Source organism: Polaromonas sp. P4_F9, assembly GCF_056401235.1.
In genome coordinates, this window is record NZ_JBFUJT010000002.1 from 101,398 (window position 1) to 128,344 (window position 26,947).

The 26,947-nt window shown below is 62.7% G+C and carries 28 protein-coding genes; 16 read left to right on the forward strand and 12 right to left on the reverse strand.

Annotation, left to right across the window (positions count from 1 at the left end; all coding sequences use genetic code 11):
• Nucleotides 1–203: 203 nt before the first annotated feature.
• Nucleotides 204–1,361 (reverse strand): helix-turn-helix transcriptional regulator, encoded by a 1,158-nt coding sequence (locus AC1DUB_RS02565; RefSeq protein ID WP_477728165.1) that lies wholly within the window; start codon nucleotides 1,359–1,361, stop codon nucleotides 204–206.
• Nucleotides 1,362–1,568: 207 nt separating this feature from the next.
• Here AC1DUB_RS02565 and AC1DUB_RS02570 point away from each other — a divergent pair, with 207 nt between their 5' ends.
• The 15 genes from AC1DUB_RS02570 (at nucleotide 1,569) to AC1DUB_RS02640 (ending at nucleotide 14,803) form a co-directional block, all read left to right on the forward strand.
• Entirely contained in the window at nucleotides 1,569–2,201 is a 633-nt protein-coding gene (locus AC1DUB_RS02570) for a hypothetical protein (protein WP_477728166.1), read from the forward strand.
• 65 nt (nucleotides 2,202–2,266) lie between these two features.
• Nucleotides 2,267–2,641 (forward strand): hypothetical protein, encoded by a 375-nt coding sequence (locus AC1DUB_RS02575; RefSeq protein ID WP_477728167.1) that lies wholly within the window; start codon nucleotides 2,267–2,269, stop codon nucleotides 2,639–2,641.
• A gap of 210 nt (nucleotides 2,642–2,851) precedes the next feature.
• Nucleotides 2,852–3,094: a hypothetical protein gene (locus AC1DUB_RS02580; protein WP_477728168.1), complete on the forward strand. Its 243-nt coding sequence runs from the start codon at nucleotides 2,852–2,854 to the stop codon at nucleotides 3,092–3,094.
• 338 nt (nucleotides 3,095–3,432) lie between these two features.
• Nucleotides 3,433–4,545: an IS5 family transposase gene (locus AC1DUB_RS02585; protein WP_477728364.1), complete on the forward strand. Its 1,113-nt coding sequence runs from the start codon at nucleotides 3,433–3,435 to the stop codon at nucleotides 4,543–4,545.
• 264 nt (nucleotides 4,546–4,809) lie between these two features.
• Nucleotides 4,810–5,277, forward strand: coding sequence for an Mpo1 family 2-hydroxy fatty acid dioxygenase (locus AC1DUB_RS02590; RefSeq protein ID WP_477728169.1), 468 nt, complete (start codon nucleotides 4,810–4,812; stop codon nucleotides 5,275–5,277).
• Between the two features lie 115 nt (nucleotides 5,278–5,392).
• Nucleotides 5,393–5,692, forward strand: a complete 300-nt coding sequence (locus tag AC1DUB_RS02595) for a hypothetical protein (protein WP_477719491.1) — start codon at nucleotides 5,393–5,395, stop codon at nucleotides 5,690–5,692.
• A 347-nt stretch (nucleotides 5,693–6,039) separates the two neighbouring features.
• Nucleotides 6,040–6,744: a GntR family transcriptional regulator gene (locus AC1DUB_RS02600; protein WP_477728170.1), complete on the forward strand. Its 705-nt coding sequence runs from the start codon at nucleotides 6,040–6,042 to the stop codon at nucleotides 6,742–6,744.
• A 65-nt stretch (nucleotides 6,745–6,809) separates the two neighbouring features.
• A complete protein-coding gene (locus tag AC1DUB_RS02605) occupies nucleotides 6,810–7,781 on the forward strand; it encodes a Bug family tripartite tricarboxylate transporter substrate binding protein (RefSeq protein WP_477728171.1) in 972 nt (323 codons plus the stop codon).
• Between the two features lie 115 nt (nucleotides 7,782–7,896).
• A complete protein-coding gene (locus AC1DUB_RS02610) occupies nucleotides 7,897–9,288 on the forward strand; it encodes an MmgE/PrpD family protein (RefSeq protein WP_477728172.1) in 1,392 nt (463 codons plus the stop codon).
• A complete protein-coding gene (locus tag AC1DUB_RS02615) occupies nucleotides 9,285–10,283 on the forward strand; it encodes a D-2-hydroxyacid dehydrogenase family protein (RefSeq protein WP_477728173.1) in 999 nt (332 codons plus the stop codon). Before AC1DUB_RS02610 ends, AC1DUB_RS02615 begins: the two co-directional genes overlap by 4 nt.
• A gap of 359 nt (nucleotides 10,284–10,642) precedes the next feature.
• Nucleotides 10,643–12,286 carry a cbb3-type cytochrome c oxidase subunit I gene (locus AC1DUB_RS02620; protein WP_477728174.1) on the forward strand — a complete coding sequence of 548 codons (1,644 nt, stop codon included), beginning with the start codon at nucleotides 10,643–10,645 and terminating at the stop codon, nucleotides 12,284–12,286.
• Nucleotides 12,276–12,866 (forward strand): cbb3-type cytochrome c oxidase subunit II, encoded by a 591-nt coding sequence (locus tag AC1DUB_RS02625; RefSeq protein WP_477728175.1) that lies wholly within the window; start codon nucleotides 12,276–12,278, stop codon nucleotides 12,864–12,866. The genes AC1DUB_RS02620 and AC1DUB_RS02625 overlap by 11 nt, the downstream gene beginning before the upstream one ends.
• 19 nt (nucleotides 12,867–12,885) lie before the next feature.
• Nucleotides 12,886–13,500: a c-type cytochrome gene (locus AC1DUB_RS02630; protein WP_477728176.1), complete on the forward strand. Its 615-nt coding sequence runs from the start codon at nucleotides 12,886–12,888 to the stop codon at nucleotides 13,498–13,500.
• Nucleotides 13,497–14,189 (forward strand): SCO family protein, encoded by a 693-nt coding sequence (locus tag AC1DUB_RS02635; protein WP_477728177.1) that lies wholly within the window; start codon nucleotides 13,497–13,499, stop codon nucleotides 14,187–14,189. The genes AC1DUB_RS02630 and AC1DUB_RS02635 overlap by 4 nt, the downstream gene beginning before the upstream one ends.
• Nucleotides 14,186–14,803, forward strand: a complete 618-nt coding sequence (locus AC1DUB_RS02640) for a hypothetical protein (protein ID WP_477719475.1) — start codon at nucleotides 14,186–14,188, stop codon at nucleotides 14,801–14,803. The genes AC1DUB_RS02635 and AC1DUB_RS02640 overlap by 4 nt, the downstream gene beginning before the upstream one ends.
• 566 nt (nucleotides 14,804–15,369) lie before the next feature.
• Here the strand turns inward: AC1DUB_RS02640 and AC1DUB_RS02645 are convergent.
• From AC1DUB_RS02645 to AC1DUB_RS02680, 8 genes are all read right to left on the reverse strand, one after another.
• Nucleotides 15,370–15,501 (reverse strand): hypothetical protein, encoded by a 132-nt coding sequence (locus AC1DUB_RS02645; protein WP_477719474.1) that lies wholly within the window; start codon nucleotides 15,499–15,501, stop codon nucleotides 15,370–15,372.
• Between the two features lie 272 nt (nucleotides 15,502–15,773).
• Nucleotides 15,774–16,649, reverse strand: coding sequence for a carbohydrate ABC transporter permease (locus tag AC1DUB_RS02650; protein WP_477719473.1), 876 nt, complete (start codon nucleotides 16,647–16,649; stop codon nucleotides 15,774–15,776).
• Nucleotides 16,646–17,548: a carbohydrate ABC transporter permease gene (locus tag AC1DUB_RS02655; protein WP_477719472.1), complete on the reverse strand. Its 903-nt coding sequence runs from the start codon at nucleotides 17,546–17,548 to the stop codon at nucleotides 16,646–16,648. Before AC1DUB_RS02655 ends, AC1DUB_RS02650 begins: the two co-directional genes overlap by 4 nt.
• Nucleotides 17,549–17,680: 132 nt before the next feature.
• Nucleotides 17,681–19,009, reverse strand: a complete 1,329-nt coding sequence (locus tag AC1DUB_RS02660) for an ABC transporter substrate-binding protein (RefSeq protein ID WP_477719471.1) — start codon at nucleotides 19,007–19,009, stop codon at nucleotides 17,681–17,683.
• A 59-nt stretch (nucleotides 19,010–19,068) separates the two neighbouring features.
• Entirely contained in the window at nucleotides 19,069–20,142 is a 1,074-nt protein-coding gene (locus tag AC1DUB_RS02665) for an ABC transporter ATP-binding protein (protein ID WP_477719470.1), read from the reverse strand.
• A gap of 217 nt (nucleotides 20,143–20,359) precedes the next feature.
• Nucleotides 20,360–20,617 carry a hypothetical protein gene (locus AC1DUB_RS02670; protein ID WP_477728178.1) on the reverse strand — a complete coding sequence of 86 codons (258 nt, stop codon included), beginning with the start codon at nucleotides 20,615–20,617 and terminating at the stop codon, nucleotides 20,360–20,362.
• A 91-nt stretch (nucleotides 20,618–20,708) separates the two neighbouring features.
• Complete coding sequence (locus AC1DUB_RS02675) at nucleotides 20,709–21,479, reverse strand: nucleotidyl transferase AbiEii/AbiGii toxin family protein (RefSeq protein ID WP_477728179.1); 771 nt, start codon at nucleotides 21,477–21,479, stop codon at nucleotides 20,709–20,711.
• Between the two features lie 52 nt (nucleotides 21,480–21,531).
• On the reverse strand, nucleotides 21,532–22,506 hold the full coding sequence (locus AC1DUB_RS02680) for a type IV toxin-antitoxin system AbiEi family antitoxin (RefSeq protein ID WP_477728180.1): 975 nt from the start codon (nucleotides 22,504–22,506) through the stop codon (nucleotides 21,532–21,534).
• Between the two features lie 470 nt (nucleotides 22,507–22,976).
• On the opposite strand from AC1DUB_RS02680, the gene rpoH reads away from it, so the two are divergent.
• Nucleotides 22,977–23,945, forward strand: a complete 969-nt coding sequence (rpoH, locus tag AC1DUB_RS02685; protein ID WP_477728181.1) for an RNA polymerase sigma factor RpoH — start codon at nucleotides 22,977–22,979, stop codon at nucleotides 23,943–23,945.
• 101 nt (nucleotides 23,946–24,046) lie between these two features.
• On the opposite strand, the gene AC1DUB_RS02690 is transcribed toward rpoH, so the two are convergent.
• Genes AC1DUB_RS02690 through AC1DUB_RS02700 form a run of 3 tightly spaced genes read right to left on the reverse strand, consistent with a single transcriptional unit; the run spans nucleotide 24,047 to nucleotide 26,735 of the window.
• Nucleotides 24,047–24,676 (reverse strand): SCO family protein, encoded by a 630-nt coding sequence (locus AC1DUB_RS02690; protein ID WP_477728182.1) that lies wholly within the window; start codon nucleotides 24,674–24,676, stop codon nucleotides 24,047–24,049.
• Entirely contained in the window at nucleotides 24,673–25,587 is a 915-nt protein-coding gene (gene cyoE / locus AC1DUB_RS02695) for a heme o synthase (RefSeq protein ID WP_477728183.1), read from the reverse strand. Before cyoE ends, AC1DUB_RS02690 begins: the two co-directional genes overlap by 4 nt.
• Nucleotides 25,584–26,735 carry a COX15/CtaA family protein gene (locus tag AC1DUB_RS02700; protein ID WP_477728184.1) on the reverse strand — a complete coding sequence of 384 codons (1,152 nt, stop codon included), beginning with the start codon at nucleotides 26,733–26,735 and terminating at the stop codon, nucleotides 25,584–25,586. Before AC1DUB_RS02700 ends, cyoE begins: the two co-directional genes overlap by 4 nt.
• Nucleotides 26,736–26,947: the final 212 nt, after the last annotated feature.

A 26,947-nucleotide genomic window follows, 5' to 3' on the forward strand; every position in this document is an offset into this window, starting at 1 on the left:
GCGGCGCCGGCAGCGGGCACAAGGTGCAGCCCTCTCGCCCGGTCACTGCGTGACCTGCTTTACGTGGGTCTGCATATCCCCTTGTGGGTCGCGGTGCGTGGTATCTGTTTTTACGTAGCACGCAATAAAGGGTGGGCCAAGTAGACGCCTTGAGCCGGGCCGCACGTCAACTGTGCAGCCAGTTGAGGCCAGACTCCCTGGACTCAATGGGCAGTCGTTGACAGGGTACGAATCGGCGGCGCCGAGTTATGCAGCAGGCGCAGGAGGTCGGCCTGCCTGGACGTGCCGGTCTTGGAGAACATGTGCTTCAGGTGGGTGCGAATAGTCGACTCGCCGATGCCGAGCATGTCGGCCACCTCCATGCCGCCCAGCCCCTGGGAAAGCGCCAGCAGCACGCGCAGTTCGCCGCCAGTGAGCCCGTGCAGCCTGGCGAAGGCCTCACCCGGCATGAGTGGCGCCTGAACGGGATCCTGCGTGAACACTGCGACCGATGCTGCAAACGGCGCAAGAATGCCGCGGCGCTGGCCGCTCTCAATCGGAAGGAGAGTCGCAACGTAGCCGCCGCCGACTCTGTCTGGAATCGCCACGGAATGTTTGCTCACACCCATTTCGGCATCGTCGCGCGCCGCCTCTTCAATCGCCTTCGACAGTGCAGCGCGAGCCGCAGGATCGGTGGGAGAAATCCGATTGTTGACGAGACGAATCGAATTGCCGGTTTTGATCTGGCGTTCGGCAGCCTGGTTCATGTAAACGACGTGCCCATCGCGCGCCGTGAGGAAAACACCGGCAACCAGTCCATCCAGCGTCTTTTCCAGCATCTCCGACCTGAGCGCCCTGATATCGAGCACATCGGAAATGGCGAGTGCACGGCATACATGCGGAGAGAGAAGCTTGAACAGACTGACATCACGCTGCTGGAAATGCGGGGCCGTCTCGCTGCGGGAGGCATGCATGGAAGCCATGCGCCCTCCGGTCCGCAACGCGGGAAACCAGATCATATCCAGCAATCCAAACGGCTTTAGCACCTCTCGAAAGAACCGGCTTTCGAGCAACTGGTAACGCTCCATGGAGAGGGCGCTGACGTCGCCGATATTCGAGACGACATCTGCAACGGCCATGGGACTTACCGCGTATTGACTTCCCAACTTCTCCAGGAATTCTGGTTGATATCCGAAGACGAACAGCTGGTCATTTTGCACGTGCCGCAGATCATGAACGCATATTCCGCCCGCTGTGCTTTCACAGAGATCTGCAACCTTTCGGCAAGTGGCCGGCCAGCGCTGCGGATCGAGCGCACAGTCATAGATCGCACCTATCAGGTCGGATAGCTCCTGAGCGGAAACCCCCTCCAGGCCGATCACGGTGAAACCCTCCCATTCGCAGGATGTCGAACAGCCATGCCATGAACCTTTCGTGAGGACGCTGCTCGCGCTTGCGTGCAGAGAAAGCTTTCGGGCGCCGTCGGGCCCGTGAGAAACCTGCACTTTTTCTTTTGATGCTGCATTGACCGTAACAGAAAAAGGTCGCCAGCGTCATGGTCATATTACCGCTCGCAATAGCGGCACTCTTTGAAAGCGCCCAGCTACAGCAGCAGCCGCATCATCGCTTCCGATGATGCGGAGGCTCGGGTGATTGCCTACGCTCACAACCTGATCAAGACGCCTTGTGCGCATCGCGGCGAGGTCGCACTCACTTGGCGCGATGGACTTCACCACGACACTTCTCACCAGGAGCTGCATATGACAAAGAAACCCAATGCCGGAGAAGCCACCATGGGAAACGTCATCTACGAAGCTTACCGCCGCAACCGCAACCGCAACCTGAACCTGCGAGAGCAAGTTGAGCGTAAAGCCCGCGAAACCCGGACTAAGGAAATCGATCGCTTGATCGTGGCACCGCTGCTTCGAGGGCTCAGGCGGACCTTCAGCCGCGGACGGCAGCGCCCGCCTATCGCTTCCATCGCGCTGAGAGCTTGCGGCCTGATCGGCGCCGTGATTCTCGGTGGACTGTTCGTTGCCTCCTGCGGTTCAGGCGTGACCGACGTTGGCACAGCCGTGGTCGCCCAGATCAGTGCTGAGACCAAAACAGCTGCCGCAACACTGTTGCCCCTTCAACGGCCCGATCACACGGTGGTGAATCAACACAGCACCGCGCACGATTCCGACTTGCCCGGAGCGTCCATCGCCGCCTACGGGATGTAGTGCGCTCCATTGCCAATTACCAATGGACCAATGGGCCACGCCTTTTGAAACTACCGGAGAACGCCATGAAGACCACGCGTCACGAGGAACAGGAAGTCACCCCGAATCCTCCGCAAGCTGTCCAGCTTGGTGCTGGCGAGTCCCTGCTTTTTTGGACCAAAGCAGGGATCTCCTTGCTCAGCAACTCGGGTAGTCTGGTGGTGACCGGCACGCCGCTGTGGCTGGGCGAGCAGGTCTTTCGCGCCAGGACGCCGCTGGAACCCGGGCAGGTGCACCTTATCGAGCAGGACGGCTGGATCACACTGACGGCCGGCCCGCAGGGGGAAGCCGTTTGCTTAGTAATCCCGAAGAGCCGCCCATCGCTGATGCGCGCTCTGGGCAAGGCGGGCAAGCAGTTTCTCAGGCGCTTGCCCGGAATCGCCAAGGTCGCAGGCACCTGATTTCGCGACGCCTAGCCTGTTTAACAACTGCCTTCACTACCTTGCTAGACATCATGGTCGCTCGTTAAGGCAAAGGGCGGCAGCCCTGGAAGACGCCCGGCGACAGCAGTAGCCGCATCATCGCTTCCGATGGCGCGGCGGCGCAGGTGATTGCCTAAGCTCACAACCTGACCGAGACGCACTGTGCTCATCGCAGCGAGGCTGGCCTTGATGGCAGCCAAGCCGCATAACGCCATGGCCCAGGATGCGATGCCGGATGCGCCCATGCCGGTCGATCTTTACCGCCTTGCACTGAACGCGCTGTTGGTGCCCTTGTTGGACGACGCCGAACCACCCCGGTGGACCAATGCGGCGATCGACTTTAGCTGCGATCCGGGAACAAGCGTCATGGTCGACGGCGAGCCGCTGGTTGCAGGCAAGCTGATTCCGGCAACTGCTTTCACCGGGCGCTGAAACATGGACCGCCGCGCACCCATGGGGCTGAAGTCCGTGGAGTAATCCGGAAGCGTGGGACTGCTTGTCTTTCATGAGGACGCCGGGCTGAGCGCGGTGGTGATGCCAGACCGCTTGCGGGTCGTCAGCCACATGGGCCGTGCATGGCTGCGTGGCCCGTTGCTGCACCCACTTCCGGCGTTGTTGCGATTACTTCGATCACTCGAGCAGAGACGGATGCTCGGTTACCTAAGAGGGTGTAGACGAAATCAACTGGCCTGAAGATTGCACGTCATTTTGCCATTCGAGAAGAGGTGGCGATGACAAAGCAAGGGCAGATAGGCGATGAGCCGAAGGCAGTGGATCGAGGAGGTCGGCCACCGGCATTGAAGCCGGAGCAGGTGGTCTTATTGCGCGGCTTCGCCTCGCAGATGCCGCATGCGACGTTGGAGGAACTCGCGGCTGAACTGGAACACCGGGGCTCGGTGCGTGTGTGCGCAGCTACGATCCGCAGGACCTTGCGCGCCCAGGGCATCGTCCGCTTGATGCCCGAGCGCAGGGCCTTCGAAGTGCCTGCGGCTGCTCGGGCCATGCACAAGCGCTACGGTTACACCGCTTCCCATCGACGTGAGGCGGGCTCGCACTACAGCACCGATCTGACCGATGCCGAATGGGCGCTGGTTGCCGACATCTTTGAGCGCCCTGTGGGTCAACGCGGTACGCCGGCACGATACGAACGCCGGTACTTGGTGGATGCATGCTGCTACGTGCTTCGCACCGGCTGCGCCTGGCGCCTGCTACCGTCGAGCTTCGCCCCATGGCAGGCGGTCTACAAGGCCTTCGTGCGTTGGGTCGATGCTGGTGCCTTCGAGCGGATGCAAGACCGCCTGCGCCAGCAGTGGCGTATTCGCATGGGACGCTGCGCCGAGCCGAGCGCAGCAGTGATCGATGCTCAATCGAATCGAGCCTCGCCGCAAGGCGGAGACAGCGGCTTCGATGCGGGCAAGAAAGTCAAGGGCCGCAAGCGCCACATCGTGGTCGACACACTTGGTCTGCTGCTTGCGGTCACTGTAACCGCGGCCAGCGTTCAAGACCGCGACGGTGCAGCAGAAGTGATTGCGCAGGCTTGCCGCAAGGTTCCCAGCATCGCGCGGCTCTATACCGATGGGGCTTACGGCGGCAAATGTGCGCAGGCCATCGAGCAGGCCCATGGTATTCGCGTCGAGGTGGTCCGCAGGCCCGGCAACCGCTCGACCGGAACGCTGCACGATCCACAGCAGTCGCTCTGGCCGCAGCCTGTGGCCAGCTTCGTCGTGTTGCCAAAGCGCTGGGTGGTCGAACGCACTCACGCCTGGAACGAGCGCTGGCGGCGCATGGTCATGCACCACGACCGCAGGACATTGATCTCCACCGCCTGGGTCTGGCTCGCTGAAGCGCGTATTCTCCTCAATAGGCTCGCCAGCTCCAGTTGATTTCGTCTACACCCTCTAAGTCCAATAGCGGTAGTACCCGACTGGATTGGGAGCCATTGCTTGTCCAGCGTCGAGAAGTCAAAAATTGAATGGCATTCATCATGGGCTTCTACAAGCTCAACGCAGCACTTCATGGGCGGCACGGGGCGACTCGGCGGCTTGCCTTCACCGGGAGAAAACACCTGAGCCCGGTGTGCCTTCAGCGACTTGCACAAACGGGTGCGTGGTTTAAAGTCTGAAAACACTGCCAACCGGAGCGCCTTCATGACAAGCACCACCAATCCTGCTGAATCTGCAGCTACCCAGCCACGCCGGGTAGACCAGTTGCTCGCCCACTATGGCGAAAGCCACCAGAATCCACGCAATGAGGTGATCCACTTCATCGCCATTCCCTTGATCATGCTGAGCCTCGTCGGCATACTGTTTGCCCTGCATCCTTATGTGGCGTATGCCTTCATTGCCGCAAGCATGGTGTATTACGCGCGGCTTTCCGTGGTGTTTCTTCTCGCCATGGTGCTGTGGTCGCTCGCAACCCTTGCGCTGGTGTTGGCCATGGGGCCGCAAGTGTTGCAGATTTCCATCGCCATCTTTGTAGGGGCTTGGGTTCTGCAATTCATCGGCCATAAAATAGAAGGGAAAAAACCCTCTTTTTTCGAGGATATTCAATACCTCTGGGTTGGCCCACTGTTTGTGCTGAGCAAGCTGTTCGGCAAGCTGGGCATACACTGGTGAGAGCCGTATGTCTGTCCCGCCGTGCTACCCCTCCCCCCGCGCTGCGCGCATGACTTGAAAACGGCAGCTTCGCCTTCACCTCTGGCTTTCTGTTTGCGGGTTTAAAGGATTTCGCGTGCCCAGTCTAGTCAGCCAAATTTTGCGTTTTTTCCTGAAACTGGCCCTAGGCCTGTTTGCAGCCATCTTCGCGGTCAGCCTGTTGCTGGCAGCCTTGATCGTTGTGGCCCTGAGCCTGCTCAAATCGCTGGTCACGGGTCGCAAACCCTCGCCCGCCATGGTGTTTGGCCGCTTTCAGCGGTTTTCTCCGCAGGGCATGTGGCCCGGCGGTGCGGCCCGCGACGGTGCTGCGAGGCCCGCAGACGATGTGGTGGACGTCGAGGCGCGTGAAATTCGCGGTGACAGACGCCTGCCCTGAGTGCAGCGTCGGGGCTTTCTTTTACGGTTTTTAGGGCTTTAAGGGCCCACCGCCAACGCTATCCCACCCCAGCCCACATTCAGGGTTGAGGAGGGTCGAGACGGTTCTTTGCAGCATTACCTGGCAAGGCTGCGCATCTGATCCTCACGGCGTTCGGCACCTCGCTGCCAGACGCGAGTCCCGCGCGGCAACCGCCCCACTCTTCCTTATCTTCCTTATCTCTCCCTCCCCCGTCCCTGCCTCGCTTTCAGGCAGCGAATGAAACAGCCTGAGGAGAACGATTTGCTAGAAACTCCTGACTTGGTTGATTTTCGTATACGATATAATTAATCCAACTAATTGCCACCATGCTTCCCTGGTTCACCGAATCTTCTGCCGACCGCTTCAATGACGTCCGCGACACCTCGCTGGCCAAGCTGGTGCGCGACGACATGCTGGCGCTGATCCTCAAGGGCGTGCTCGCGCCGGGCCAGCGTATCAATGAACCCGATGTGGCCAGCCGGCTGCAGGTTTCGCGGGTGCCCGTGCGCGAGGCCTTGCGCGAGTTGGAAAGCTCGGGGCTTGTCGTGTCACGCAAACACTCGGGCGTCTTTGTTCGCCAGCTCGATGCGGCTGAAATTCGTGACCTGTACCAGATGCGCGGACTGCTGGATGGCTTTGCCGGGCGCTGCGCCGCCGGCCTGGCCACCGAAAAACGCGAGGCCCTGCTGGCGCTGCTGACGGCTTCGGTCGACATCATGCGGGAGGCCGCCGGGCAGCACGACGTGCAGCGCTACTACGCCGAAAACCTGCGTTTTCATTGGGCCATTGTGGAAGCTGCCGGCAACCGGCAGTTGTCCGAGACCTACCGCGGCATCGTGCAGAAGCTGCATCTGTCGCGCCTGAAAAACCTGTCACAAAACGTGGGCGTGCAGGCCTCGATTGCCGAACACGTTGAGATCGTGCAGGCCCTGCGCGACGCCGATGCCCCGCGCTGCGAAGCGCTGATGGCGCGCCACGTGGGCGATGCCTACATACGCCTGGTTGACGCTGAGCCGCCCAAAGCCATCTAACGAACTAGCCAAATAAAAACCAAGTAGCCCCCCCTGATTTTTAATCGCCACCCGGAGACAGACCCATGAAACGACGCACCCTGTTGCAGGCCGCCCCTGCCCTGATCTACGCCCCCAGCCTGGCACTGGCCCAGACGGCCTACCCGTCCAAACCCATCCGCTACATCGTTCCGGTGGCGGCCGGCGGCGGCAGCGACCTGGTTGGCCGCACCGTCACCGAGCGCTGGGGCAAGGTGGTCAACCAGAGTTTCATCGTGGACAACCAGGGCGGCGGCGGCGGCGTCATTGCCTGCCAGACCACGGCACGCTCCGCGCCCGACGGCTACACACTCATGCAGGGTTATGTCGCGACCCACGGCACCAGCCCCGCCACGCGCAAGCTGCCTTACGACCCGATCAAGGACTTCACGCCCATCGGCATGATTGGCGCCACCCCCAATGTGCTGGTGGTGAACAACAGCCTGCCGGTTAAAAACGTCAAGGAACTCATCGAGTACCTGAAGAAGAACCCCGGCAAAGTGAGCTATGGCTCGGCAGGACCCGGCTCGCTGACGCACCTGACGGCCGAGCTCTTCAAACAGGCCAGCAATTCCTTCATGGTGCACATCCCCTACCGCGGCATCACACCGGCCATCACCGACCTGATCGGCGGGCAAACCCAGGTCATGTTCCCGGGGCTCGCCGCCGCGCTGCCTTACCTGAAAGGCGAACGCATGAGGGCGCTTGCCGTGACCGGAAGAAAACGCCACCCCTTGCTCAAGGACGTCCCCACCCTGGAAGAGTCCGGTTTCAAGGGCTTCGATGCCATCCAGTGGTACGGCGTGGTTGGCCCGGCCAAGATGCCCGAAGCCATCGTGAAAACCCTGAGCGCATCGCTGGCGCAGGTGCTGGCACAACCCGACATGAAGGTAAAACTCTCCACCGAAGCCATTGAGCTGGTGCAGATGACGCCCGAGTTTTTCGGCTCTTTCATGCAAATCGACATTGCCCGCTGGACCAGGCTTGCCAAGGAGAGGAACATCCAGCTGGACAGCTAACGCCTTGCCCCTTCCGTGCGTCTGTGCCGCTCCTTTGCGGCGCAGGCCGATTCGCCACATCCCGCCACATCCCGGCATCAACAACATTTGCAGGAACACCTGCACCAAGAGATTTATGGCCCGCAATACCCAGGTCGCCGCCGACCACAACGCTCCACCCATCACGCAAATCCTCGCGCAGTTCGTTGCCAACCATCCGTCACGCGGATGGAGCGATGCGGTGGACCATGAAGCGCACCGCACCTTCATGAACTGGCTGGGCTGCGCCGTGGGTGCGGCCCACCATGAAGCCGCCGGCGCCGCACTGGCCGCCGTGAAGCTGCTGCAGCCCGCCGCGCAGGCGAGCGTGCTGGGCCGGACCGAAAAGGTCGACATGGGCAGCGCGGCGCTGCTCAACGGCATCACCTCCCACACCTTTGACTTCGACGACACCCACCTCAAAACCATCATCCACCCCGCCGGCCCGGTGGCCTCTGCCGTGCTGGCGCTGGCCGAGCACACCGGCAGCTCGGGCCGCGAGGTCATCGACGCGCTGGTGCTGGGCATAGACGTGTCCTGCCGCGTTGGCAACGCCATGTACCCCGAGCATTACGACCGCGGCTGGCACATCACCGGCTCCACCGGCACGCTGGGCGCCGCGGCGGCCTGCGCGCGCCTGCTCAAGCTGGATGTGCAGAAGACCGCGATGGCGCTGGGCATTGCGGCCTCGCAGCCCGTCGGCATGCGCGAGCAGTTCGGCACCATGACCAAGCCCTTTCATCCCGGCGGCGCCGCACGTGCCGGACTGATGTCTGCCTTGCTGGCCAGCCAGGGTTTCACCGCCAGCCCCAAGGCCCTTGAGGCGCCGCGCGGCATGATGCAGACCGTCTCGACCAAGAACGACTGGAACGAGATCACCCATGAGCTGGGCCAGCGTTTCGAGATTTCGTTCAACAGCTACAAGCCCTTTGCCTGCGGCATCGTGATTCACCCCAGCATTGATGCCTGCGCCCAATTGCGCGAAAGATTTTCCAAAGAAGGCGTCACCGCCGAGCAGATCGAACGCATCGAGCTCAAGGTGCATTCGCTGGTGCTGGAACTCACCGGCAAAAAAGAACCCGCCGACGGCCTGCAGGCCAAGTTCAGCGTCTATCACGGCTGCGCCGCCGGGCTGACTTTTGGCCGCGCGGCTGAAGAGGAGTTCTCCGACGAGATCGTCAACCGCGCCGACATGGTGGCGCTGCGCCGCAAGGTGGTTGCCACGGTCGACGACTCCATTGACGAAGCCAGCGCCGACGTGACGGCGGTACTCAAGGATGGCCGCCGCGTGCATGTGTTTGTCGAGCACGCAATTGGCTCGCTGCAGAATCCGATGACGGACGTTCTGCTGGAAGCGAAATTCCAGGACCTGTCTGACCCGATCCTGGGCGCAGGCAGAACCAGCGAACTGATCAACGCCTGCTGGGCTCTGGGCACCCAGGCCAGCGTGGCCGCCGTCATTGCACTCGCCACCCCGGAAAGCCGATGACCGCGCCGGCACACGCCAGGCCAAAAATCGTCATCGTCGGCGATGCCGAGCAGGCACTGCGCCGGCTCGGCGACTGGCGCAAGATTGATGCGCAAGCCGATGTGACGGTGCACCACCTGCCGCTGCGCGGCGAGGCCCTGATCAACACGCTGGAAGACGCCGACGCCGTGGTGCTGGTACGCGACCGCACGCCCTTTGATGCGGCCTTGCTGGCCGCGCTGCCCAAATTGCGCTACCTGGTGTTTACCGGCACGCGCAACACCACCCTCGACCTGGCCGCGCTGGCAGCGCGCGACATTCCCGTCAGCCACACCGAATGGGGCCCGTCCAAAGACAGCACCTGCGAGATGACCTGGTCGCTGATCCTGGCCGCCACGCGCCAGCTCGAACAACAAACCGCCCTGCTGCGCCGCGGCCAATGGCGCGCGGACAAGCCCGAGCCCCTGGCGGGCGTGCTGCACGGCCAGACGCTGGGTTTGATCGGCCTGGGCGAAATCGGCGGGCGCGTGGCCAAAGTCGGCCAGGCGCTGGGCATGAAGGTCATCACCTGGAGCCCGCGCATGACGCCCGAGCGCGCCGCGTCGCACGGCGCCAGCGCGGTCACGCTGGAAGAACTGCTGGGCAGCGCGAAAGTCGTCAGCCTGCACCTGGTACCGACGCCGGCGACGCACCACCTGCTGGATGCGCAGCGGCTGAAACTGATGCAGCCTGGCAGCCTGCTCGTCAACACCTCGCGCTCGGCGCTGGTGGATGGCGCGGCGCTGGTCCAGGCGCTTGAGCAGGGGCAGCCCGGCTTTGCCGCGCTGGATGTGTTTGATGTGGAACCGCTGCCGATGGACGACCCGCTGCGCCGCATGCCCAATGTACTGCTCACGCCCCATCTCGGTTTTGTCACGGAGCCGGTGTACCAGCGATTCGCAGCCGGGGTCACGGAATGCCTGGAGGCCTGGCTGACCCGCCAGCCGCTGATTCGGGTTGTGCCGGCTACCGCCTGAAGACCTTGTTCCAGCAAGCTTCCCCTTGACGGTCACGCGCCGGTTGGGGTGGCAGGGCTGGATTGAAACCTCCGCTCCGAAAGGGCGACGGCGTGAGTTACCCGGTGCTGCTGACCCGCCATGTTGACCCACGACGTTGACCCGCCAGTGCCTGCTGTGCGGCAGGCCATACATATACAAGATGACAAGGTGCAGTCACCAGGTGCAGCCGCGGCACTTGCATTCCGGCGTATTCGGTCATATGGTGGCTGTCACGCGGCTTTTTTAGGGCCGCCTTTCAGCAATCAGGAGAAACCGATGCCCAACGAGACCCTGATGAGTCTGCACCATCTGCACCTCTTGAACTCAGGGAGGCCATGATGGACAGTGCAATTTTGAGCCTGCTGGGCGCTTTTCTGTTGTCCATCATTGGTTTGTTTGCCTTTATCTGGTCGCTGCGCAAAGGCCTGCTGGTGGAAAACCCGGGCGCGGCTTCGGTGATTTTTGCGCGCGGCGAGATCGGCCGCATCGACGACCCCTCCCTTGACGACACCACCCAGGGCGCCATGCAGGCCGCCGCGCCGCCCGCGGCGGAACCCGCGTCCGCCGACCAGGGCGAAGTCAGCGACCGCGTCGAGGCAGATCGCTCCAGCGCATTCCCCGTGTTCATGTTCATCGCGTTTGCCTGCCTGTGGCTGCTGGTGGGTTCCGTCGCAGGTGGTATCGCCTCCATCAAGCTGCATGAGCCCGACTGGCTGGTGCAGCAGGCCTGGCTGACCTTTGGACGCATTCGCACGGTTCACCTCAACGCGGTGATCTATGGCTGGTCGTCCAATGCCGCGCTGGCGATAATTCTGTGGCTGCTGCCACGCATGCTGCGCACGCGGCTGCATGGCGGCATCTGGGCCATGATGGGCGGCTCATTGATCAACACCGGCATTGCCGCGGGCATTGGCGCGGTTGCAGTAGGCTGGTCCGACGGCATGGAGTTTCTTGAAATTCCATGGCAGATCGACATCTTCATCTTCGTCGGCTTTGCGCTGGTGATCCTGCCTGCGCTTTACACGCTCGTCAACCGCCGCATCGAGCATCTGTATGTGAGCGTCTGGTACTTCACGGCGGCCCTGCTGTGGATTGCCGTGCTGTTTGGCGTTGCCAACCTCCCCGGCGTGCACACCGGCGTGCAGCAGGCGACCACCAACTGGTGGTATGGCCACAACGCACTGGGCTTGTGGTTTACGCCGGTGGCCGTGGGGGCCATTTATTACTTCCTGCCCAAAATCATCGGCCGGCCCGTGGTGTCCTACAACCTGTCGCTGCTGGGCTTCTGGACACTGGCCTTCTTTTACGGACAAGTGGGCGGTCACCATTTGATCGGCGGGCCGGTACCCGGCTGGCTGACCACGCTGTCGATTGTGCAAAGCGTGATGATGATCATCCCGGTGCTGGCTTTCACCATCAACATGAAAGGCACGCTCAAAGGGCAAATGCACCTGGCGCGTTACTCGCCGACGCTGCGCTTCATGATGTTTGGCGGGCTGATGTACCTGGCCTCTTCGGTGCAGGGCTCGTTCGAGGCGCTGCGCAGCATCAACGCGGTGACGCACTTTACCCACTTCACGGTGGCACACGCGCACCTGGGCATGTACGCCTTCGTGACGATGGTGTTTTTTGGGGCGATTTACTTCATGATGCCGCGTGTGCTGGAGTGGGAGTGGCCCTACCCCTGGCTGATCACGCTGCACTTCTGGCTGGCCGCATTGGGCATCAGCATCTACTTCGTTGGCCTGACGATCGGCGGCTGGCTTCAGGGCATGGCCATGCTTGATGCGGCCCGGCCGTTCGGGGAATCGGTCGCCGTGACCCTGCCCTGGCTCAAGTCCAGAAGCGTCGGTGGGCTGGTGATGAGCCTGGGACATCTGGTGTTTGTGGGCCACTTCCTGACGATGGCGCTGCGTTTCGGCCCTGACCGGACCGGTGCGGCGTTGTTCATGCAACCCCGGGAGGCCGCGCATGGAAAATGAAGTCAAACTGGCCGCCGGCGCGATGGTCGCACTCGCCATCGCCACCGCAGCGCTGGTCGTGATGCCGTATATCCAGGTGCGCGATGTCAAACCACCGGCGGGCCTCAAGCCCTATACCGACCAGCAACTGCGCGGGCGAGAGGTGTACATCGCCAACGGCTGCGTGTATTGCCACAGCCAGCAGCCGCGCGACCGCAATCTGGCGCCCGACCACACGCGCGGCTGGGGCCGCCCGTCGGTGCCGGCCGATTATGTGTACGACAAACCGCACCTGCTGGGCAGCATGCGCACCGGGCCGGACCTCTTCAACATCGGCGCGCGCCAGCCCAGCAAGGACTGGCATCTGGGCCACCTGTACCAGCCGCGCGCCTATGTGCCCGACTCCATCATGCCGTCGTATCCCTACATGTTTCTGGTCAAGGATGCGGCCGAGGAAGGCGACCAGGTAGTGACGCTGCCGCCCGTCTACGCGCCCTTTGGCAAGGTCGTGGTGGCCCGGCCGGAGGCACTGGACCTGGTCAAGTACCTGCAGGCGCTGAACCACACCTACCCCATCCTGCCGGCACCGGCAGCGCCCTGATGCACCCGAGGAGATTTTCATGGTGACCCCTGACCCACGGCAGCACCCGGCGGCGCAGCAACGCGAAACGGGAGACCCCTCCGAGCAGGTGCAACCCATGCCCCTGCTGGCAGCGGCTGTGACGCTGGTGATGGTGCTCCTGGGTGCCGGCTATATATTTTTCTCCGACCCGTTTGGCAACGCCGAGCTGGGTGACCGGCGCACCGTGGCGGACCTCACGGCCAAGGCACCGGGCGCACCGGGTGCAGGCCAGGCAGTAGACGGCAAGGCGCTTTACACGGGCAACTGCGCGTCCTGCCACCAGGCCACCGGCAAGGGCCTGCCCGGCGTGTTTCCGCCGCTGGATGGCTCTGAATGGGTGCAGGGAGAGCCGCGCGTGGTGGTCAACATCCTGCTGCACGGCATCACCGGGGAGATCGAGGTGGCCGGCACCACCTACAAGGGCATGATGCCTTCGTTCAAGCAGCTGAGCGATGCCGAGCTGGCCGCCATTGCCAGCACCATTCGATCGGAATGGTCAAACAAGGCTGCAGCCATCACGCCGGAGCAGTTCGCCGCCGAACGCAAGGACACGCGCCGCAGTACGCCCTTTGCCAGCGGCGCTGAACTCAAGGCCTTGCCGGCGGCGCAATGATGGGACGCACGACCGCATTGAGCGCGCTTTTCGCACTGCTCGCTTATGCGGCAGGCGCCTGGCTCACGCATGATTTTCAAATCTGGACGGCCGAAGGCGCGCGCCGGCTCGAAGTGGCGCTCGCGCCGGTGCCCGCACCCGCCACCCCGCTGCACGGGCCCGACATGGCTGACACGTCATTGCCGTTGCTGCTCTCGGAGGGCGGCGGCGTCACCATCGTCGATTTTGTCTACACCCGCTGCCAGACGGTTTGCCTGGCATTGGGCAGCACTTTTCAGCAGCTGCAGGCCAACATCCAGGAAGGCCAACGCACCCCCCCGGCGAGCGCAAAGAGCGTAAAGGGACCAGCTGGCGTCAAGCTGCTGTCCGTCGGTTTTGACCCGGCGCACGACAACCCAGCCGCGCTGGCGGCCTATGCCGGCCGCCTCCAGGCCGACCCGCATATCTGGCGTTTTGCCACGGCGCGCGATGAAACGGGGCTGCGTCTTTTGCTGGAGCGCTTTCAGGTGGTGGTGATTCCGGATGGCATGGGCGGCTTTGAGCACAACGCCGCACTGCTGGTGGTCGATGGCAGGGGCCGCCTCGTGCGCATCTTTGACTACACCGACATGGACACCGCGCTGGCCTGGGCGCAGCACCTTGCGGCCACACAAGCCCACACAGCAAAGGCCGAAGGAAGCACCGGATGAGCGCGCCGCACACCGTTGGCCGATGGCTGGCGCGCCACCAGGTCCTCCTTGGCGGGCTGCTGCTGGCTGCCCTGCTGCTGCCACCGCTCCGGCGCGCGCTGGAGTCAGGCATGGCCACGCACATGCTGCTGCAGTTTCCCGCCCTGATCGTGGTGGGCGGCCTGCTGGCCGCGGGCCTTTCACCCACGTGGCGCCAACGCCTGGATGCCTGCAACGCGCACGGTATGGCCGGGCTGGTTTTTGCCGCGCTGGTGCTGGCGCTGGCCATGGTGCCGCGTCTGCTCGATCTGGTGCTGGTGGATGCGCGTATTGACGCCCTCAAGTTGGCCGCCTTGCTGCTGTGTGGCGCCGCGCTGCGTTTGTCCTGGCGGGCTGCGGGCACCGTGGTGCAGGGCTTCTTTCTGGGCAACACGCTGCCGATGATGGCCATTGCAGGCACGCTCTACGAGGAGGCGCCTGCGCGCGTGTGCAATGCCTATCGGCTGGATGAACAACAGTTTGTCGGCGCAGCCCTGATCTGGGTAGCCAGTGCCCTGGCGGCGCTCTGGCTGGCGCAGGTTAGCTGGCGCCTGACGCGGCCGCACACGCCTGCCTCTCCAAAGGCTGTGCACTAGCTTCTACGGTTCTACCGGTTCTACGGGGCGAGCACAGGACGCTATCTCGTGCGCCAAAATCTGAACCAGGGGGATGACCATCCCGGCAGCCAACGCCACTACCGCCAGCCCAGCCGGGCCCGTATTGCTTCCACGTTTTCAGCCACGAGGCATCAGGAAATTACCGGTCACCGCGCCTGGAACCACCGCCGTGACTCCCCCGAAAGCCGCCATGCCCACCCCGAAATCCCCGATCATGACTGCGATGACCGCTCCATGAGCTAAAACCGAAGTTGAAGGATACAGCCGGGCCTATGTACAAAGGGTCATAGTAGTAGGGATAGGGGTAGAGGTAAGGATAAGGGTAGGGATTGGCGTAAACGGGAGGCGCCACATAAACGGGTTGGCCGGTGGCATACGTTCCGTACGCATAGGGTCCAGGGTCGGCAGGCCCATAAACCGCGCATCCACCCAGGGCGGACACGACAACCAGCGAAAAGGTAAGGCGTTTCGCCGCGCCTTTGATGGATTGGTTCATAGGCGTTAGAGACGCGGCGTTTTCCACAGTTCAGTGGAATTTTTGTTCTTTACACCCTCACCGCGGGGTACAGGGGCGGCAAACCTGTGCCGCGCACGGCGCCCTTAGGGGGCCAGACGTAGTCGTCCGACCCCGGTGCAAACACCGCCGCAAAAGCCGGTGCGCTGTGGCGGGTGGGCACGCTGGGCTCCAGCCTTTCCGCCAAAAACGCGTATTTGGCACCTTGCAGTGCAAACTCAGCCAGGTTTTGCGGGTGTGGCCGGTAGGATTGTCTGTCGCGGCGGACGATGTGTCCTGGGCTGACACACCCGCACCTGGAGCCACACGCCGGACTCGCCTTGGCAATTCCTCACGCCGTTGGTGCGGCCTGCAACTCGAATGAGATCTTGTACGCTACCTCCCATGTCTTGGCGAAAACTCCGTTTCTCTGCGGTGAAGCATTGACCCCACCGATCACTCCTTCACGGAGCCCGTCATCCCCGACACGTAATACTCGACGAAGAATGAGTAGATGAATGCGACCGGCAGCGACCCGAACAGCGCGCCCGCCATCAGCGAGCCCCAGTGGTACACATCGCCTTCGACCAGCTCGGTGACCACGCCTACCGGCAACGTCTTGATCTCGCTCGACGAGACGAAGGTCAGCGCGTAAATGAACTCGTTCCATGACAGCGTGAACGCGAAGATGCCGGCCGAGATCAAGCCCGGCACCGCGAGCGGCAACACGATCTTGACGAGGATCTGCCAGCGTGTCGCACCGTCGATCAGCGCGCACTCCTCCAGCTCGAACGGGATGGTCCTGAAGTAGCCCATCAGCAGCCAGGTGCAGAACGGGATCAGGAAGGTCGGGTAGGTCAGGATCAGCGCCAGCCGCGTATCGAACAGGCCGAGCTGAAACACCACCGAAGCCAGCGGAATGAACAGGATCGACGGTGGAACCAGGTACGCCAGGAAGATGGCCAGCCCCACATGCCTGGCGCCCGAAAAACGCAGCCGCTCGATCGCGTAGGCGGCCAGCACCGACGCGGCGAGCGAGAAAAAGGTGGAGACGACCGAGACGAGCACCGTGTTCCACATCCACTGCGGGTAGGCGGTGTCGAACAGCAGCTTCTTCACGTGTGCGAGCGTGGGCGCCACGATCCAGAACGGGTTGCCGTCGCGCGAGAGCAGCTCGTTGTTGGGCTTGAACGCGGTGATGCCCATCCAGTAAAACGGGAACAGCAGCACGAACAGAAAAATGCACAGCGGCAGGTAGACCCTGACCAGCTTGCGCGGCGTGGAGTCGAGAAAGCTCATCCCGACCGTGTCGGTGCTCGTGTCCTGGCTCATTTGTCGGCCCCGCCCTGTTGCCACGCGCGGCGCTGCAGGCCGAAGTAGCTGAACATGATGGCGGCCAGCAAGAACGGCACCATCGCGATCGAGATCGCCGCGCCCTCGCCGAGCGCGCCGCCCGAGATCGCGCGCTGGAACGACAGCGTGGCCATCAGGTGGGTAGCGTTGAGCGGGCCGCCGCGCGTGATCACGTAGATCAGCTGGAAGTCGGTGAAGGTGAACAGCACCGAGAAGGTCATCACCACCGCGATGATGGGCGTCAGCAGCGGCAGCGTGACGTGGCGGAACTGCTGCCACGGCGTGGCGCCGTCGATCGCCGACGCCTCGTAGTACGACGGCGAGATCGTCTGCAGGCCCGCCAGCAGCGTGATCGCGACGAAGGGAACGCCGCGCCACACGTTGGCCGCGATCACCGAGAAGCGCGCGTTCCACGGGCTGCCGAGGAAGTCGATGTACTTGTCGATCACGCCCATCTTCACCAGCACCCAGCTGATGATGGAAAACTGCGCGTCGAACAACCACCAGAAGGCGATCGCCGACAAAGCCGTCGGCACGATGTAGGGCAGCAGGATCACGGCCCGGAAGAAGGACTTGAAACGGATGTTCTTGTTCAGCAGCAGCGCCAGCCACAAGCCGAGAAAGAACTTCGCCACGCTCGCAATGGTTGTGTAGAACAGCGTATTGAACAGCGCCAGTTGCGTGACGCTGTCGGTGGCCAGGAAGACGTAGTTCTCGATGCCGATCCACTCGCCAGGCCGGCCGACCTTGGCGTCGGTGAATCCGAGCCACACGCCCAGCCCGAGCGGATACGTCAGGAACAGCAGCAGCAGCACCGCAGCGGGCAACATGAAGATGAGCCCGAGCGCGTTGCGACTGTTCTGAAGTTTCTCAAGCATCGGTGGTAGTCCAGCGTGCGCGACCGGCGATGCGCAAGCATCGCGGCGCCAGGTTGAACGTCACGCCCGCCGTCCAGGCGGCGTGACGATCAAACGCAGCGAGATAGTGCCGCACCAAAGGTGTCGGCACTATCAGACTTTGTAATAACGTTCGGCGCGCTTCTGCGCCCGTTCCGCCGCTTCCTTCGGCGTCTTCGATCCGCTCGCTGCTTCGGCCACCATGTTGACGACGATGAAGTCGGCGGCGGCACCCGCCGACGCGTAACCGAGCTTGCCGGCGTAGCCTGCCGGGCGCAGGTTCTTCACGCAATCGCGGTACGGAGTGTGCTTCGGGTCCGAGGTCCAGATCGCCGACTTCGTGTACGCCGCCAGCGGCGGGGCGATGTAGCCGCCGGCCGCCGTGAGCCATGGGTCGAACTGTTCCTGCTCCATCATGAAGCGCAGGAACTCCTTTGCGGCCTGCGGGTACTTGGTGTACTTCATGATCATCTGGTTGAAGAACAGGTGCGACTCGGTCGGCACCCCCACCGGGCCGATCGGGTACTGGGCGTGGTAGACGTCTTCCTTGAGATCCTTGACCTTCTGGTCGGTCGCGTTCTTGGTCGCGTAGTAGATCGAGATGCCGTTGTTGGTCAGGCTGATCTGGCTGTCGAGGAAGGCCTTGTTGTTGTTCGGGTCAAGCCACGACAGCGTGCCGGGAACGAAGTTCGCGTACATCTCCTTCCCGTACTCGAGCGCCTTGATGGTTTCGGGGCTGTCGATCACGACCTTGTTGTCCTTGTCGACCAGCTTGCCGCCATGCGACCAGATCAGCCAGTTGGTCCACAGGCCGTCGCCGGTGGCGTTGCCGAGTGCCATGCCGGCCGGCGTGCCCTTGGCGTGCAGCGCCTTGAGCAGGCTCAGGAAAGCGGTCGTGTCTTTCGGGAAGCTGTCGAAGCCGGCCGCCTTCACATGGCTCTGGCGGTAGACCAGCATCGCGCCGGCGGCACCGAGTGCCACGCCGATCCACTTCTTGCCGTCGGGCCGCAGGTAGGCCTCGCAGGCCGGATACCAGCCGCCGTACTTCTTTCCGAGGTAGGTGCACAGGTCGGTCACGTCGAGCAGCTTCTCGGGGTACAGGTTCGCGTCGTCGTTGGTCGACAGGATGATGTCGGGCCCGGCGCCGGTGTTTGCGGCCACGGCGGCCTTGGGCCGCACATCTTCCCAGCCTTCGTTGTCGACCCGCACCTCGATGCCGGTCTTCTCGGTGAACTTCTTGACGTTGACCATGTAGGCGTCGATGTCGCCCTGCACGAAGCGACTCCAGCGCAGCACGCGCAGCTTGGCACCCTTCTCGGGTTTGTAGGTGAGCGCCTGCGCATGCACTGCGGGCGCCCAGACGGCGGCACCGGTGCCGATCGTGGCCGCGGCGGCGACGCCGGCCGAGCCTTCGAGGAATTTTCTGCGATTGAACGGGTTCATCGTGAGTCTCCTTCCGTGATAAGTCGAGTGTTGAGGCGGGGAAAAGGCATCGAGCGCAGTCAGGCTGCGAGGCGCTGGCCGGTGCTCGCATCGAACAGGTGCGCGCGTTGCGGGTCGGGCAGCAGATGGATGGTGCTGCCAGGTGCGAAGTCGTGTCGCTCGCGGAACACCGCCGAGAGGTCCACGCCCCCGTGTCGGCAGGCGATGAAGGTGTCCATCCCGGTGGGCTCCATCACGACCACATGGGCTGGAATGCCGCCGGCGTCAGCGAGCGTCAAATGCTCGGGCCGGGTGCCGAAGATCACCGGCTGGCCGTCCGCGCCGCCCGAGCGCGGCGGTGCGTCGAGCTGGGTGCCGTCACCCAGCTCGATGCGCGCGCTGCCGCCGGCGCGCTTCAGCGTGCCGGGCAGGAAGTTCATCGCCGGTGAGCCGATGAAGCCGGCGACGAACTGGTTGGCCGGATGGTCATACAGATCCAACGGGCTGCCGGTCTGCTCGATGCGACCGTCGCGCATCACGACAATCTTGTCGCCCATCGTCATCGCCTCGATCTGGTCGTGAGTGACGTAGATCGAGGTGGTCTTCAGGCGCAGGTGCAGTTCCTTGATCTCGCTGCGCATTGCGACACGCAGCTTGGCGTCGAGATTCGAGAGCGGTTCATCGAACAGGAACACCTGCGGATCGCGCACGATCGCGCGCCCCATCGCGACGCGTTGCCGTTGGCCGCCCGACAGCTGGCGCGGGTAGCGATCCAGCAGCGCACCGAGCGCCAGGATCTCGGCGGCGCGTGCGACCTTGCTGGCGACCGTGGCCTTGTCCTGCTTGGCCAGTTCGAGCGAGAACGCCATGTTCTCGCGCACCGTCATGTGCGGGTACAGCGCGTAGTTCTGGAACACCATCGCGATATCGCGCGCCTTCGGCGGTAAGTCGTTGACGCGCTTGTCGCCAATGCGGATCTCGCCGCCGCTGATTTGTTCCAGCCCGGCAATCATGCGCAGCAGCGTCGACTTGCCGCAGCCCGAGGGGCCGACCAGCACAGTAAACGAACCGTCCTGGATCTCGATGTCCACGCCATGAAGGATGGGGACTTCGCCGAAGTTCTTCTTGACTGCCCTGATCGTGACACCGGCCATACACAGCGTTCCTGAAGGTTCCGGGCAAGAGCCGCCCCTGTCGTGTTGTGCCCGCGCCGCACACGGCGAACTCACAATGCCGTGTCAGTATCAGCATCGCCCGCCGCGCCCACCATTGGGGCTAACCACTAGGACGCGCGCCGGGCTGGAACTGAGAGCAAAATAGGACTCTACCCCATACAGAACCTGCTTAATAAGCTATTAAAATAATAGCAAACTAAACACCGACCTCCACCGCAAGATCGCTCCCCAAGCCACCGGCAATCAACCTGAACTCCTCCCGAGCCGCTTCCAGATCATCGACGATTTCCTGGGCAATCACGTCGGGTGGCGGCAGGTTGTCGCTGTCGGCCAGGCTTTCGTCCTTGAGCCAGAAAATGTCCAGGCTGGCCGACCAGTTTTCACAATCGATCAGGTCCACCACCAGGCGGCGCAGCTTGGCCGGGTCCTGAAACTTGTGAGGAACAGCAGGCAAGTGAGCTGCTCGACCTAGTCGCCATAGCTCATGCCGTCGTCGCGCAGCACGTTGCAGTAGTTCCAGAGTTTCTGGACAATGATGGCGGAGTTCATGGCTTGGGTATCTCTGTGTCCAGCAGGCCGCGCAGCAACGCATTTAGCCAGGCAAGTGCGCGGTCCGGGTCGGTGGAATTCATCTCGTTGGGCAATAGGCCCGGCTTGCCAGTGTCCGTTTGCGGTAGCAGCACATGGGTCACTTGATCAAGACCATGTTTATCGAGCATGCGGCGAATATCGTGGCCCAGCATGCGTGGACCGGCCAGCTCGTAGTCAAAATCATCGTTCTGTGTCCAGCCAACAAATTCATCCCAGAGTCGTGACTCATTGCCGGCAATCAGGTAGTGGCGCAGGATCATCTGCAAATCGTGTGCATCCTTGCGCGGGGAGGCGTAGTGCCGGTCTTGCCAGCAAACAATTTTGAGCAAGGCGAGCGCGGGAAGCGACACCACTCGCGTCCGCACATTGCCAGGCAACAAGACGACGTGCGCAGTTGCCAGTGCCTCACGAAAACCAAACACGTCCATGGCGAACTCGTGACGTGGTGGCCAGGCAATCTTTCGTTCAGGGGATTCAACCCCGCCGAACGGTACCAGATCGACCGGCCAGCCGCTGTGATGCCGCAGCCGATGCGCCGCCGTGGTTGAGCCCGCAAATGCGCCGCTTGCGATCAGACGCTCATGCAAAACGGCAAAAGCTGCCCAGTCCGGCACGGCCAATGCGAAGTCGATATCTTCTGTTTGACGCTGTATGTTGATGCCATGCCCGTATTGCAGATGCAGGTCGCGCGCAAAGGCGCCAGCAATGAGCGGCGCAATGCTCATGGCCGCTGCGGCTGCCTCCACGTCAGCCACCACCCGGGCGTGCAGGGCCAGCTCAGGCCGCAGGGAGAAGTCGAGCAAGGTGTTCGTCATAAACCAGCTGTGCGGTTTCGATGCAGCGGGCATCGCCTGTTGCGAGTAAATCGGCATACACAAGCACGGGATGCACCGTGTCTGGCCGCGTTGTGGCTGGCATATTTCCCCAGAACGGTTTTCGCCACTCAAGCACACGGTCGCCCGCCTGCGCGCCGCGAACAATTGTCATGCGTTGCTCCACCAGCAGTTTTGGCGGAAGCCTGTCGGCATAAATCGTGAGCACACCCGGCACCAGATAGTCAACCAGCAGATTCGCCGCTGGCTCACCACCCCACAAGGCCTGGGCATCCAGCGGCCACTGTTGCCAGGCGTCAAAGTCTTTCGCAAGATAGGTCGCCTGCAAGGTCTTGGCCCGCAGCCTGCGCGCATAGGTCAGCGCCCATTCGTCAAGCAACCGTTTGGTGGCGTTGAGGCACCGGTGCTTTGGCAGCACCAGCAAATGGCCAGTCTGCTGCAAGTCGGCCAGCACGGCCGGAATCGCACCCAGCGCTACGCCCGCTGCTGCTGCGATGGCACGGTGTGGCGCGTTGGCAAGCTCAGGGTTGCCAAGCAGCGCAAACATCACCTTCAAGCCCGTCAGGGTGTACGCCTTGCCTGCGTTGGGGGCCACATTGTTGCCCTGCAGCTTGCATCCTGTCACATAGACCAGCAGGCCGGGGCCTTCCAGGTAGGCATTGCCTGCCGTATCCGCAAACTGCTGCTTTTGCCCACGCAGCTTTTCAGCCATGGGCGGTGTGAGGTATTCCGTCACCAGCAAAGGGGCGAGCCCGGTCGCAGCTGCGGCGTGCTGGAGTTGCATGGTTGCCGCCCCATGGGTTGCGGGCGTCAGCCTGCTTTTGGCTTCGGCCACATAGTCCATATGTTCTCCGCCCTTGCCAATACGCAGCCATGCATCCGCCAGAAACTGCGTTGTATCCTGGGGCGGATCCACCATGACCACGTCAAGGCCCAACCGCCTTAACTCAGCCGTTGCACGCTCGATTAGAAGTTTGGGATCGCCCATATGTTCATAATTTAAAGACGTTCACATTTTATGAACGAGAGAGAATTTTAAACAAAATTCCGCTTCTGTTCAATTTAATTAAATGTTCACAAAAAGTGAACGGGCGACTCCAGGTTGACCCCCAATACCACTAACTGGGCCGCTTCCCGAAGCGCGGCGGCCTGCTTGACTGAGGCAGCGCAATCCATCACCCGAGGCCCTGGCAATAAACGCCGACCCGCCTTTACAAACCGGTAACCAACCCCCCAGAACCAAGTCGACGCTGGAGGGTCATACCTACAACTGAGTGAAAACCAAGGGTTAGCACGGGTTAGCCTTATGCTATCGCCGGCATTGAACCTATTGCTTAGCACTCTCTCTAATCGAGTGCTAATATTTCGTCCTAGAAAAGGAGTTCGACTGTGTCACATGCTCTGTCCCCCCAGGCCCTGACGGGCGCCCTTGCGGTTTCCGCGCCCCGCGCCGATGCCGTGGCTGCCGTCAATCCCTGGTCGCTGGTTCCCCCGCTGGGCAACCTGGACGCCTACATTTCGGCGGTCAACCGTCTGCCCATGCTCACCCTGGAGCAGGAGCAGGAATTTGCCAAAAAACTCAAAGAACACAACGATCTTGAGGCCGCTGGTAAGTTAGTGCTTTCTCACTTGCGCCTGGTGGTGTCGATTTCCCGCAAGTACCTGGGTTACGGGCTGCCGCATGGCGACCTGATCCAGGAGGGCAATATCGGCCTGATGAAGGCGGTCAAGCGCTTTGACCCGGAACAGAACGTCCGGCTGGTGAGCTACGCCATGCACTGGATCAAGGCCGAGATTCACGAGTACATCCTGAAAAACTGGCGCATGGTCAAGGTGGCCACCACCAAGGCCCAACGCAAGCTGTTCTTCAACCTGCGCTCGATGAAACAGGGGTTCAAGGACGACGCCGATGTGGCGACGCACCGCGACACGCTGACCGAAGGCCAGATTGACTCGATGGCGAAGACGCTGAATGTCAAGCGCGAGGAAGTCATCGAAATGGAGCAGCGCATGTCGGGCGGCGACGTGCTGCTGGACCCGAGCCCCAGCGACGACGGCGAAGACGCCTTTGGACCGATTGCCTACCTGGCCGATGCCACGCAGGAACCGACTGCCCTGATCGAATCACGCCAGCGTGACAACCTGGCCAGTGACGGCATCAGCGCCGCGCTGGAAGAGCTGGATCCGCGTTCGCGCCGCATCGTGGAAGAGCGCTGGCTCAAGGTCAACGACGATGGCTCAGGCGGCATGACGCTGCACGACTTGGCGGCCGAGTACCAGGTCAGCGCCGAGCGGATTCGCCAGATTGAAGTTTCGGCGATGAAGAAAATGAAAAAGGTGCTGGCGGCTTACGCCTGAGCCGGCGATCTGCTGAGCCACCCTGGCACGCTGACGTGCAACCAGGCCCGCTCCCTTTAGCAAGGTGCGGGCCTTTTTATGGCCGCCACGTCGCGCTCCGATCAGGTATTTTTGAGCAGCAGGCGGATGTCGGACGCCAGGGCCTCGGGGCCGCCACCATAGCGGTTGTACAACCGGATGCGGCCCTTGCCGTCAAAAACGTAGCTGCCCGCGGAATGGTCCATGGTGTAGCTGGCAGGCGTCCTGCCATCGACCTTTTTGTAGTAGACCTTGAAGTCCCTGGCAACTTCGGGCAGCTGGGCCATGGTGGGCCGCAGCGCCAGGAAGGTCGGGTCGAAATTGGTCATGTAGGCTTTGAGCAATTCGGCCGTGTCCCGCTCCGGGTCCACCGTGATGAAGATGGCCTGCAGCTTGTCGCCATCGGGGCCCAGCAGCTGCTTGACCTGGGCCAGTTCGGCCATGGAGGTCGGGCACACATCGGGGCATTGGGTATAGCCAAAAAATACCACCACCACCTTGCCGGCAAAGTCTTTCAGCGTGCGCACCTGGCCGTTATGGTCGGCAAGCGCAAAGCCCTGCGCGTAATCGGCGCCGGTCAGGTCAATGCTCTTGAACTGGGGCTTGTCGGGCGCGCAGGCCGTCAAGAGGCCTGCCGTGATTGCCAGCAAGCCGGTACCGGCGATGGTTTGAAGGGCGAGCCGGCGGCTGGGCGGCAGGGTGACAGGTTTCATACGAGGTAATGGTCCAGCAGCAGGGCTGCGAATAACACCGAGAGATGGATCAATGAAAAACGGAAGGTCTTGCGCGCCAGGGCGTCGGAGTAGCTGCGCCACAGGCGCCAGCCATGCCAGCTGAAGCCCACGCTGAGCACGACCGCCACCATGAGATAGAGCCAGCCGCTCATCTTGAAAACAAAGGGCATGAGGCAGGCGGCAAACAGCACCAGCGTGTACAAAAACACCTGCAGCCGCGTGAACTCGTTGCCATGCGTGACGGGTAGCATGGGCAAGCCTGACTTGCGGTAGTCCTCGACGCGGTACAGCGCCAGCGCCCAGAAGTGCGGGGGGGTCCAGAGGAAAATGATCAGGAAGAGGATGAGCGCTTCCGGGCCCACGGTGCCCGTCATGGCCGCCCAGCCCAGCACCGGCGGCATGGCACCCGAGGCGCCCCCAATCACGATGTTTTGCGGCGTGAGCGGCTTGAGGATCACGGTGTAGACCACCGCATAGCCGACAAAGGTGGCAAAGGTCAGCCACATGGTGAGCGGATTGACCCACATATACAGAATCACCGAGCCCGCAGCGCACAGGGCTGCGGAGAAGGCCAGGGTCAGGGGGTTGCTGAGTTCGCCCTTGGCCGTGGGGCGCCAGGCCGTGCGCCGCATTTTGGCGTCAATCCGCTGCTCGACCAGGCAGTTGAAGGCCGCAGCCGCCCCCGCCACCAGCCATATGCCGGCACAGGCGATCAATGCCAGCCTGACCTCGGGCCAGGTCGGGACGTGGGGGACGGCCAGCACCATGCCGATCAGCGCGCAAAACACAATGAGCTGCACCACGCGTGGCTTGGTCAGCGCGTAGAACTGGGCGAACCTGGACGGTGCGCGGGAATGGGGGGCCGAAGCGGCAGGGTTGCTGGGGTTCATGCGGACAATCTCGAAGCTTTCCATTTTGACGCATGGACGGGGCTGGGGATGCTGCGGCTGGAAAAAACGATGCCGGTGAGCACCACCACCAGCGCTGCGGCGCCGCCGGTGTGCGCCACCGCGGCGACCAGCGGCCAGCCCAGCACGACGTTGCTCAGGCCTGTGGCCGCCTGCAGCAGGGTCAAACCAGCCAGCCAGCAGGCATCAGGGCGCAAGGCTGGCACGCGGTAAAGCCTGGCGGCCAGCAGCATCAGCGCGGCAAACACCGCATAGGCGGCCAGACGGTGCACGTAATGGATGGCAGTAAGTGCCTGAAAGCTGATATTGGCACCGTCATGGCCGGCGCCCAGTTCGCGCCACAGCGTAAAGCCCTGGCTGAAATCCATCGCCGGCCACAGCGAGCTCTGGCAGCTCGGAAAGTCGGTGCAGGCAAGCACCGCGTAGTTGGTGCTGACCCAGCCCCCCAAGGCGATCTGCAGCCACAGCAAGGCGAACGCGGCAAAGACAAAAAGCCGGGTGCCCGCGCCCAGCTCGGCGATCGGGGAGGACCCCTGCGCCTGCGCATAGCGCACCGACTGCGCGCGCAGCAGCCCCAGCAAAATCAGGCCGCCGAGCAGGTGCAGCGTGACGATGGCCGGAAACAGTTTCATCGTGACGGTGAGCGCACCGAACGCGCCTTGCAGGCAGACCCACAGCAATGTCACCGTGGGCCACGCTGGCGAGATGTGCGCCCGCTCGCGTTCCAGCCAGCTGACGACGGTGAGCGTGAGGATCAGCACGCCCACGCCCGTGGCCAGGTAGCGGTGAACCATTTCTATCCACGCCTTGGAATGCGTGACCGGGCCCGTGGGCATGGCGCTCTGCGCGGCCTCGATATGCACCTGCGCACCGACCGGGCTGGCACTGCCATAGCAGCCCGGCCAGTCAGGGCAGCCCAGGCCGGAGTCCGTCAGACGGGTGAAGGCGCCAAAAATCACCAGGTCGAAGGTCAGGAACAAGGTCACCAAGGTCAGCACGCGCAGGCGCCGGGTAACCGGTGCATGCTTGTGGTGCAACCAGACCCAGGCCAGCGGGCCGAGCGCGACCACCAGGCCCATGATCATCAGGCGCAGCGCGGGGCTCAGGTTATAGAGGTCTTGCGTGCTCATGTCTAAAGAGCGCCAGCCATTGCCAAGCACATTGGAATCCCAAACCGGCAGGGGCAGCGGAACAGGCTTAGCCAGACCATAGCAGTCACCACAGGGGTCTTACGCAAGCCGGGGCCGCGGAACCGGCTTAGCCGGGCCGCAGGCGCAGCGGCCCCCCCGGGGGGCAGCGCAGTACGCGAAGCGACAAGCGTGGGGGCCAAGGTTTCGCCGCC

Bases quoted from the DNA above. Each gene is read 5' to 3' on its own strand.
- AC1DUB_RS02655 (WP_477719472.1), bottom strand. From the start codon at position 17,548: ATGCTTGAGAAACTTCAGAACAGTCGCAACGCGCTCGGGCTCATCTTC.
- AC1DUB_RS02675 (WP_477728179.1), bottom strand. From the start codon at position 21,479: ATGAGCATTGCGCCGCTCATTGCTGGCGCCTTTGCGCGCGACCTGCAT.
- AC1DUB_RS02700 (WP_477728184.1), bottom strand. From the start codon at position 26,735: ATGAGCACGCAAGACCTCTATAACCTGAGCCCCGCGCTGCGCCTGATG.
- AC1DUB_RS02660 (WP_477719471.1), bottom strand. From the start codon at position 19,009: ATGAACCCGTTCAATCGCAGAAAATTCCTCGAAGGCTCGGCCGGCGTC.
- AC1DUB_RS02625 (WP_477728175.1), top strand. From the start codon at position 12,276: ATGGAAAATGAAGTCAAACTGGCCGCCGGCGCGATGGTCGCACTCGCC.
- AC1DUB_RS02665 (WP_477719470.1), bottom strand. From the start codon at position 20,142: ATGGCCGGTGTCACGATCAGGGCAGTCAAGAAGAACTTCGGCGAAGTC.
- AC1DUB_RS02690 (WP_477728182.1), bottom strand. From the start codon at position 24,676: ATGAAACCTGTCACCCTGCCGCCCAGCCGCCGGCTCGCCCTTCAAACC.
- AC1DUB_RS02590 (WP_477728169.1), top strand. From the start codon at position 4,810: ATGACAAGCACCACCAATCCTGCTGAATCTGCAGCTACCCAGCCACGC.
- AC1DUB_RS02605 (WP_477728171.1), top strand. From the start codon at position 6,810: ATGAAACGACGCACCCTGTTGCAGGCCGCCCCTGCCCTGATCTACGCC.
- AC1DUB_RS02630 (WP_477728176.1), top strand. From the start codon at position 12,886: ATGGTGACCCCTGACCCACGGCAGCACCCGGCGGCGCAGCAACGCGAA.
- AC1DUB_RS02680 (WP_477728180.1), bottom strand. From the start codon at position 22,506: ATGGTGGATCCGCCCCAGGATACAACGCAGTTTCTGGCGGATGCATGG.
- AC1DUB_RS02650 (WP_477719473.1), bottom strand. From the start codon at position 16,649: ATGAGCCAGGACACGAGCACCGACACGGTCGGGATGAGCTTTCTCGAC.
- AC1DUB_RS02600 (WP_477728170.1), top strand. From the start codon at position 6,040: ATGCTTCCCTGGTTCACCGAATCTTCTGCCGACCGCTTCAATGACGTC.
- AC1DUB_RS02620 (WP_477728174.1), top strand. From the start codon at position 10,643: ATGGACAGTGCAATTTTGAGCCTGCTGGGCGCTTTTCTGTTGTCCATC.
- AC1DUB_RS02575 (WP_477728167.1), top strand. From the start codon at position 2,267: ATGAAGACCACGCGTCACGAGGAACAGGAAGTCACCCCGAATCCTCCG.
- AC1DUB_RS02580 (WP_477728168.1), top strand. From the start codon at position 2,852: ATGGCAGCCAAGCCGCATAACGCCATGGCCCAGGATGCGATGCCGGAT.
- cyoE (WP_477728183.1), bottom strand. From the start codon at position 25,587: ATGAACCCCAGCAACCCTGCCGCTTCGGCCCCCCATTCCCGCGCACCG.
- AC1DUB_RS02610 (WP_477728172.1), top strand. From the start codon at position 7,897: ATGGCCCGCAATACCCAGGTCGCCGCCGACCACAACGCTCCACCCATC.
- AC1DUB_RS02615 (WP_477728173.1), top strand. From the start codon at position 9,285: ATGACCGCGCCGGCACACGCCAGGCCAAAAATCGTCATCGTCGGCGAT.
- AC1DUB_RS02640 (WP_477719475.1), top strand. From the start codon at position 14,186: ATGAGCGCGCCGCACACCGTTGGCCGATGGCTGGCGCGCCACCAGGTC.
- AC1DUB_RS02635 (WP_477728177.1), top strand. From the start codon at position 13,497: ATGATGGGACGCACGACCGCATTGAGCGCGCTTTTCGCACTGCTCGCT.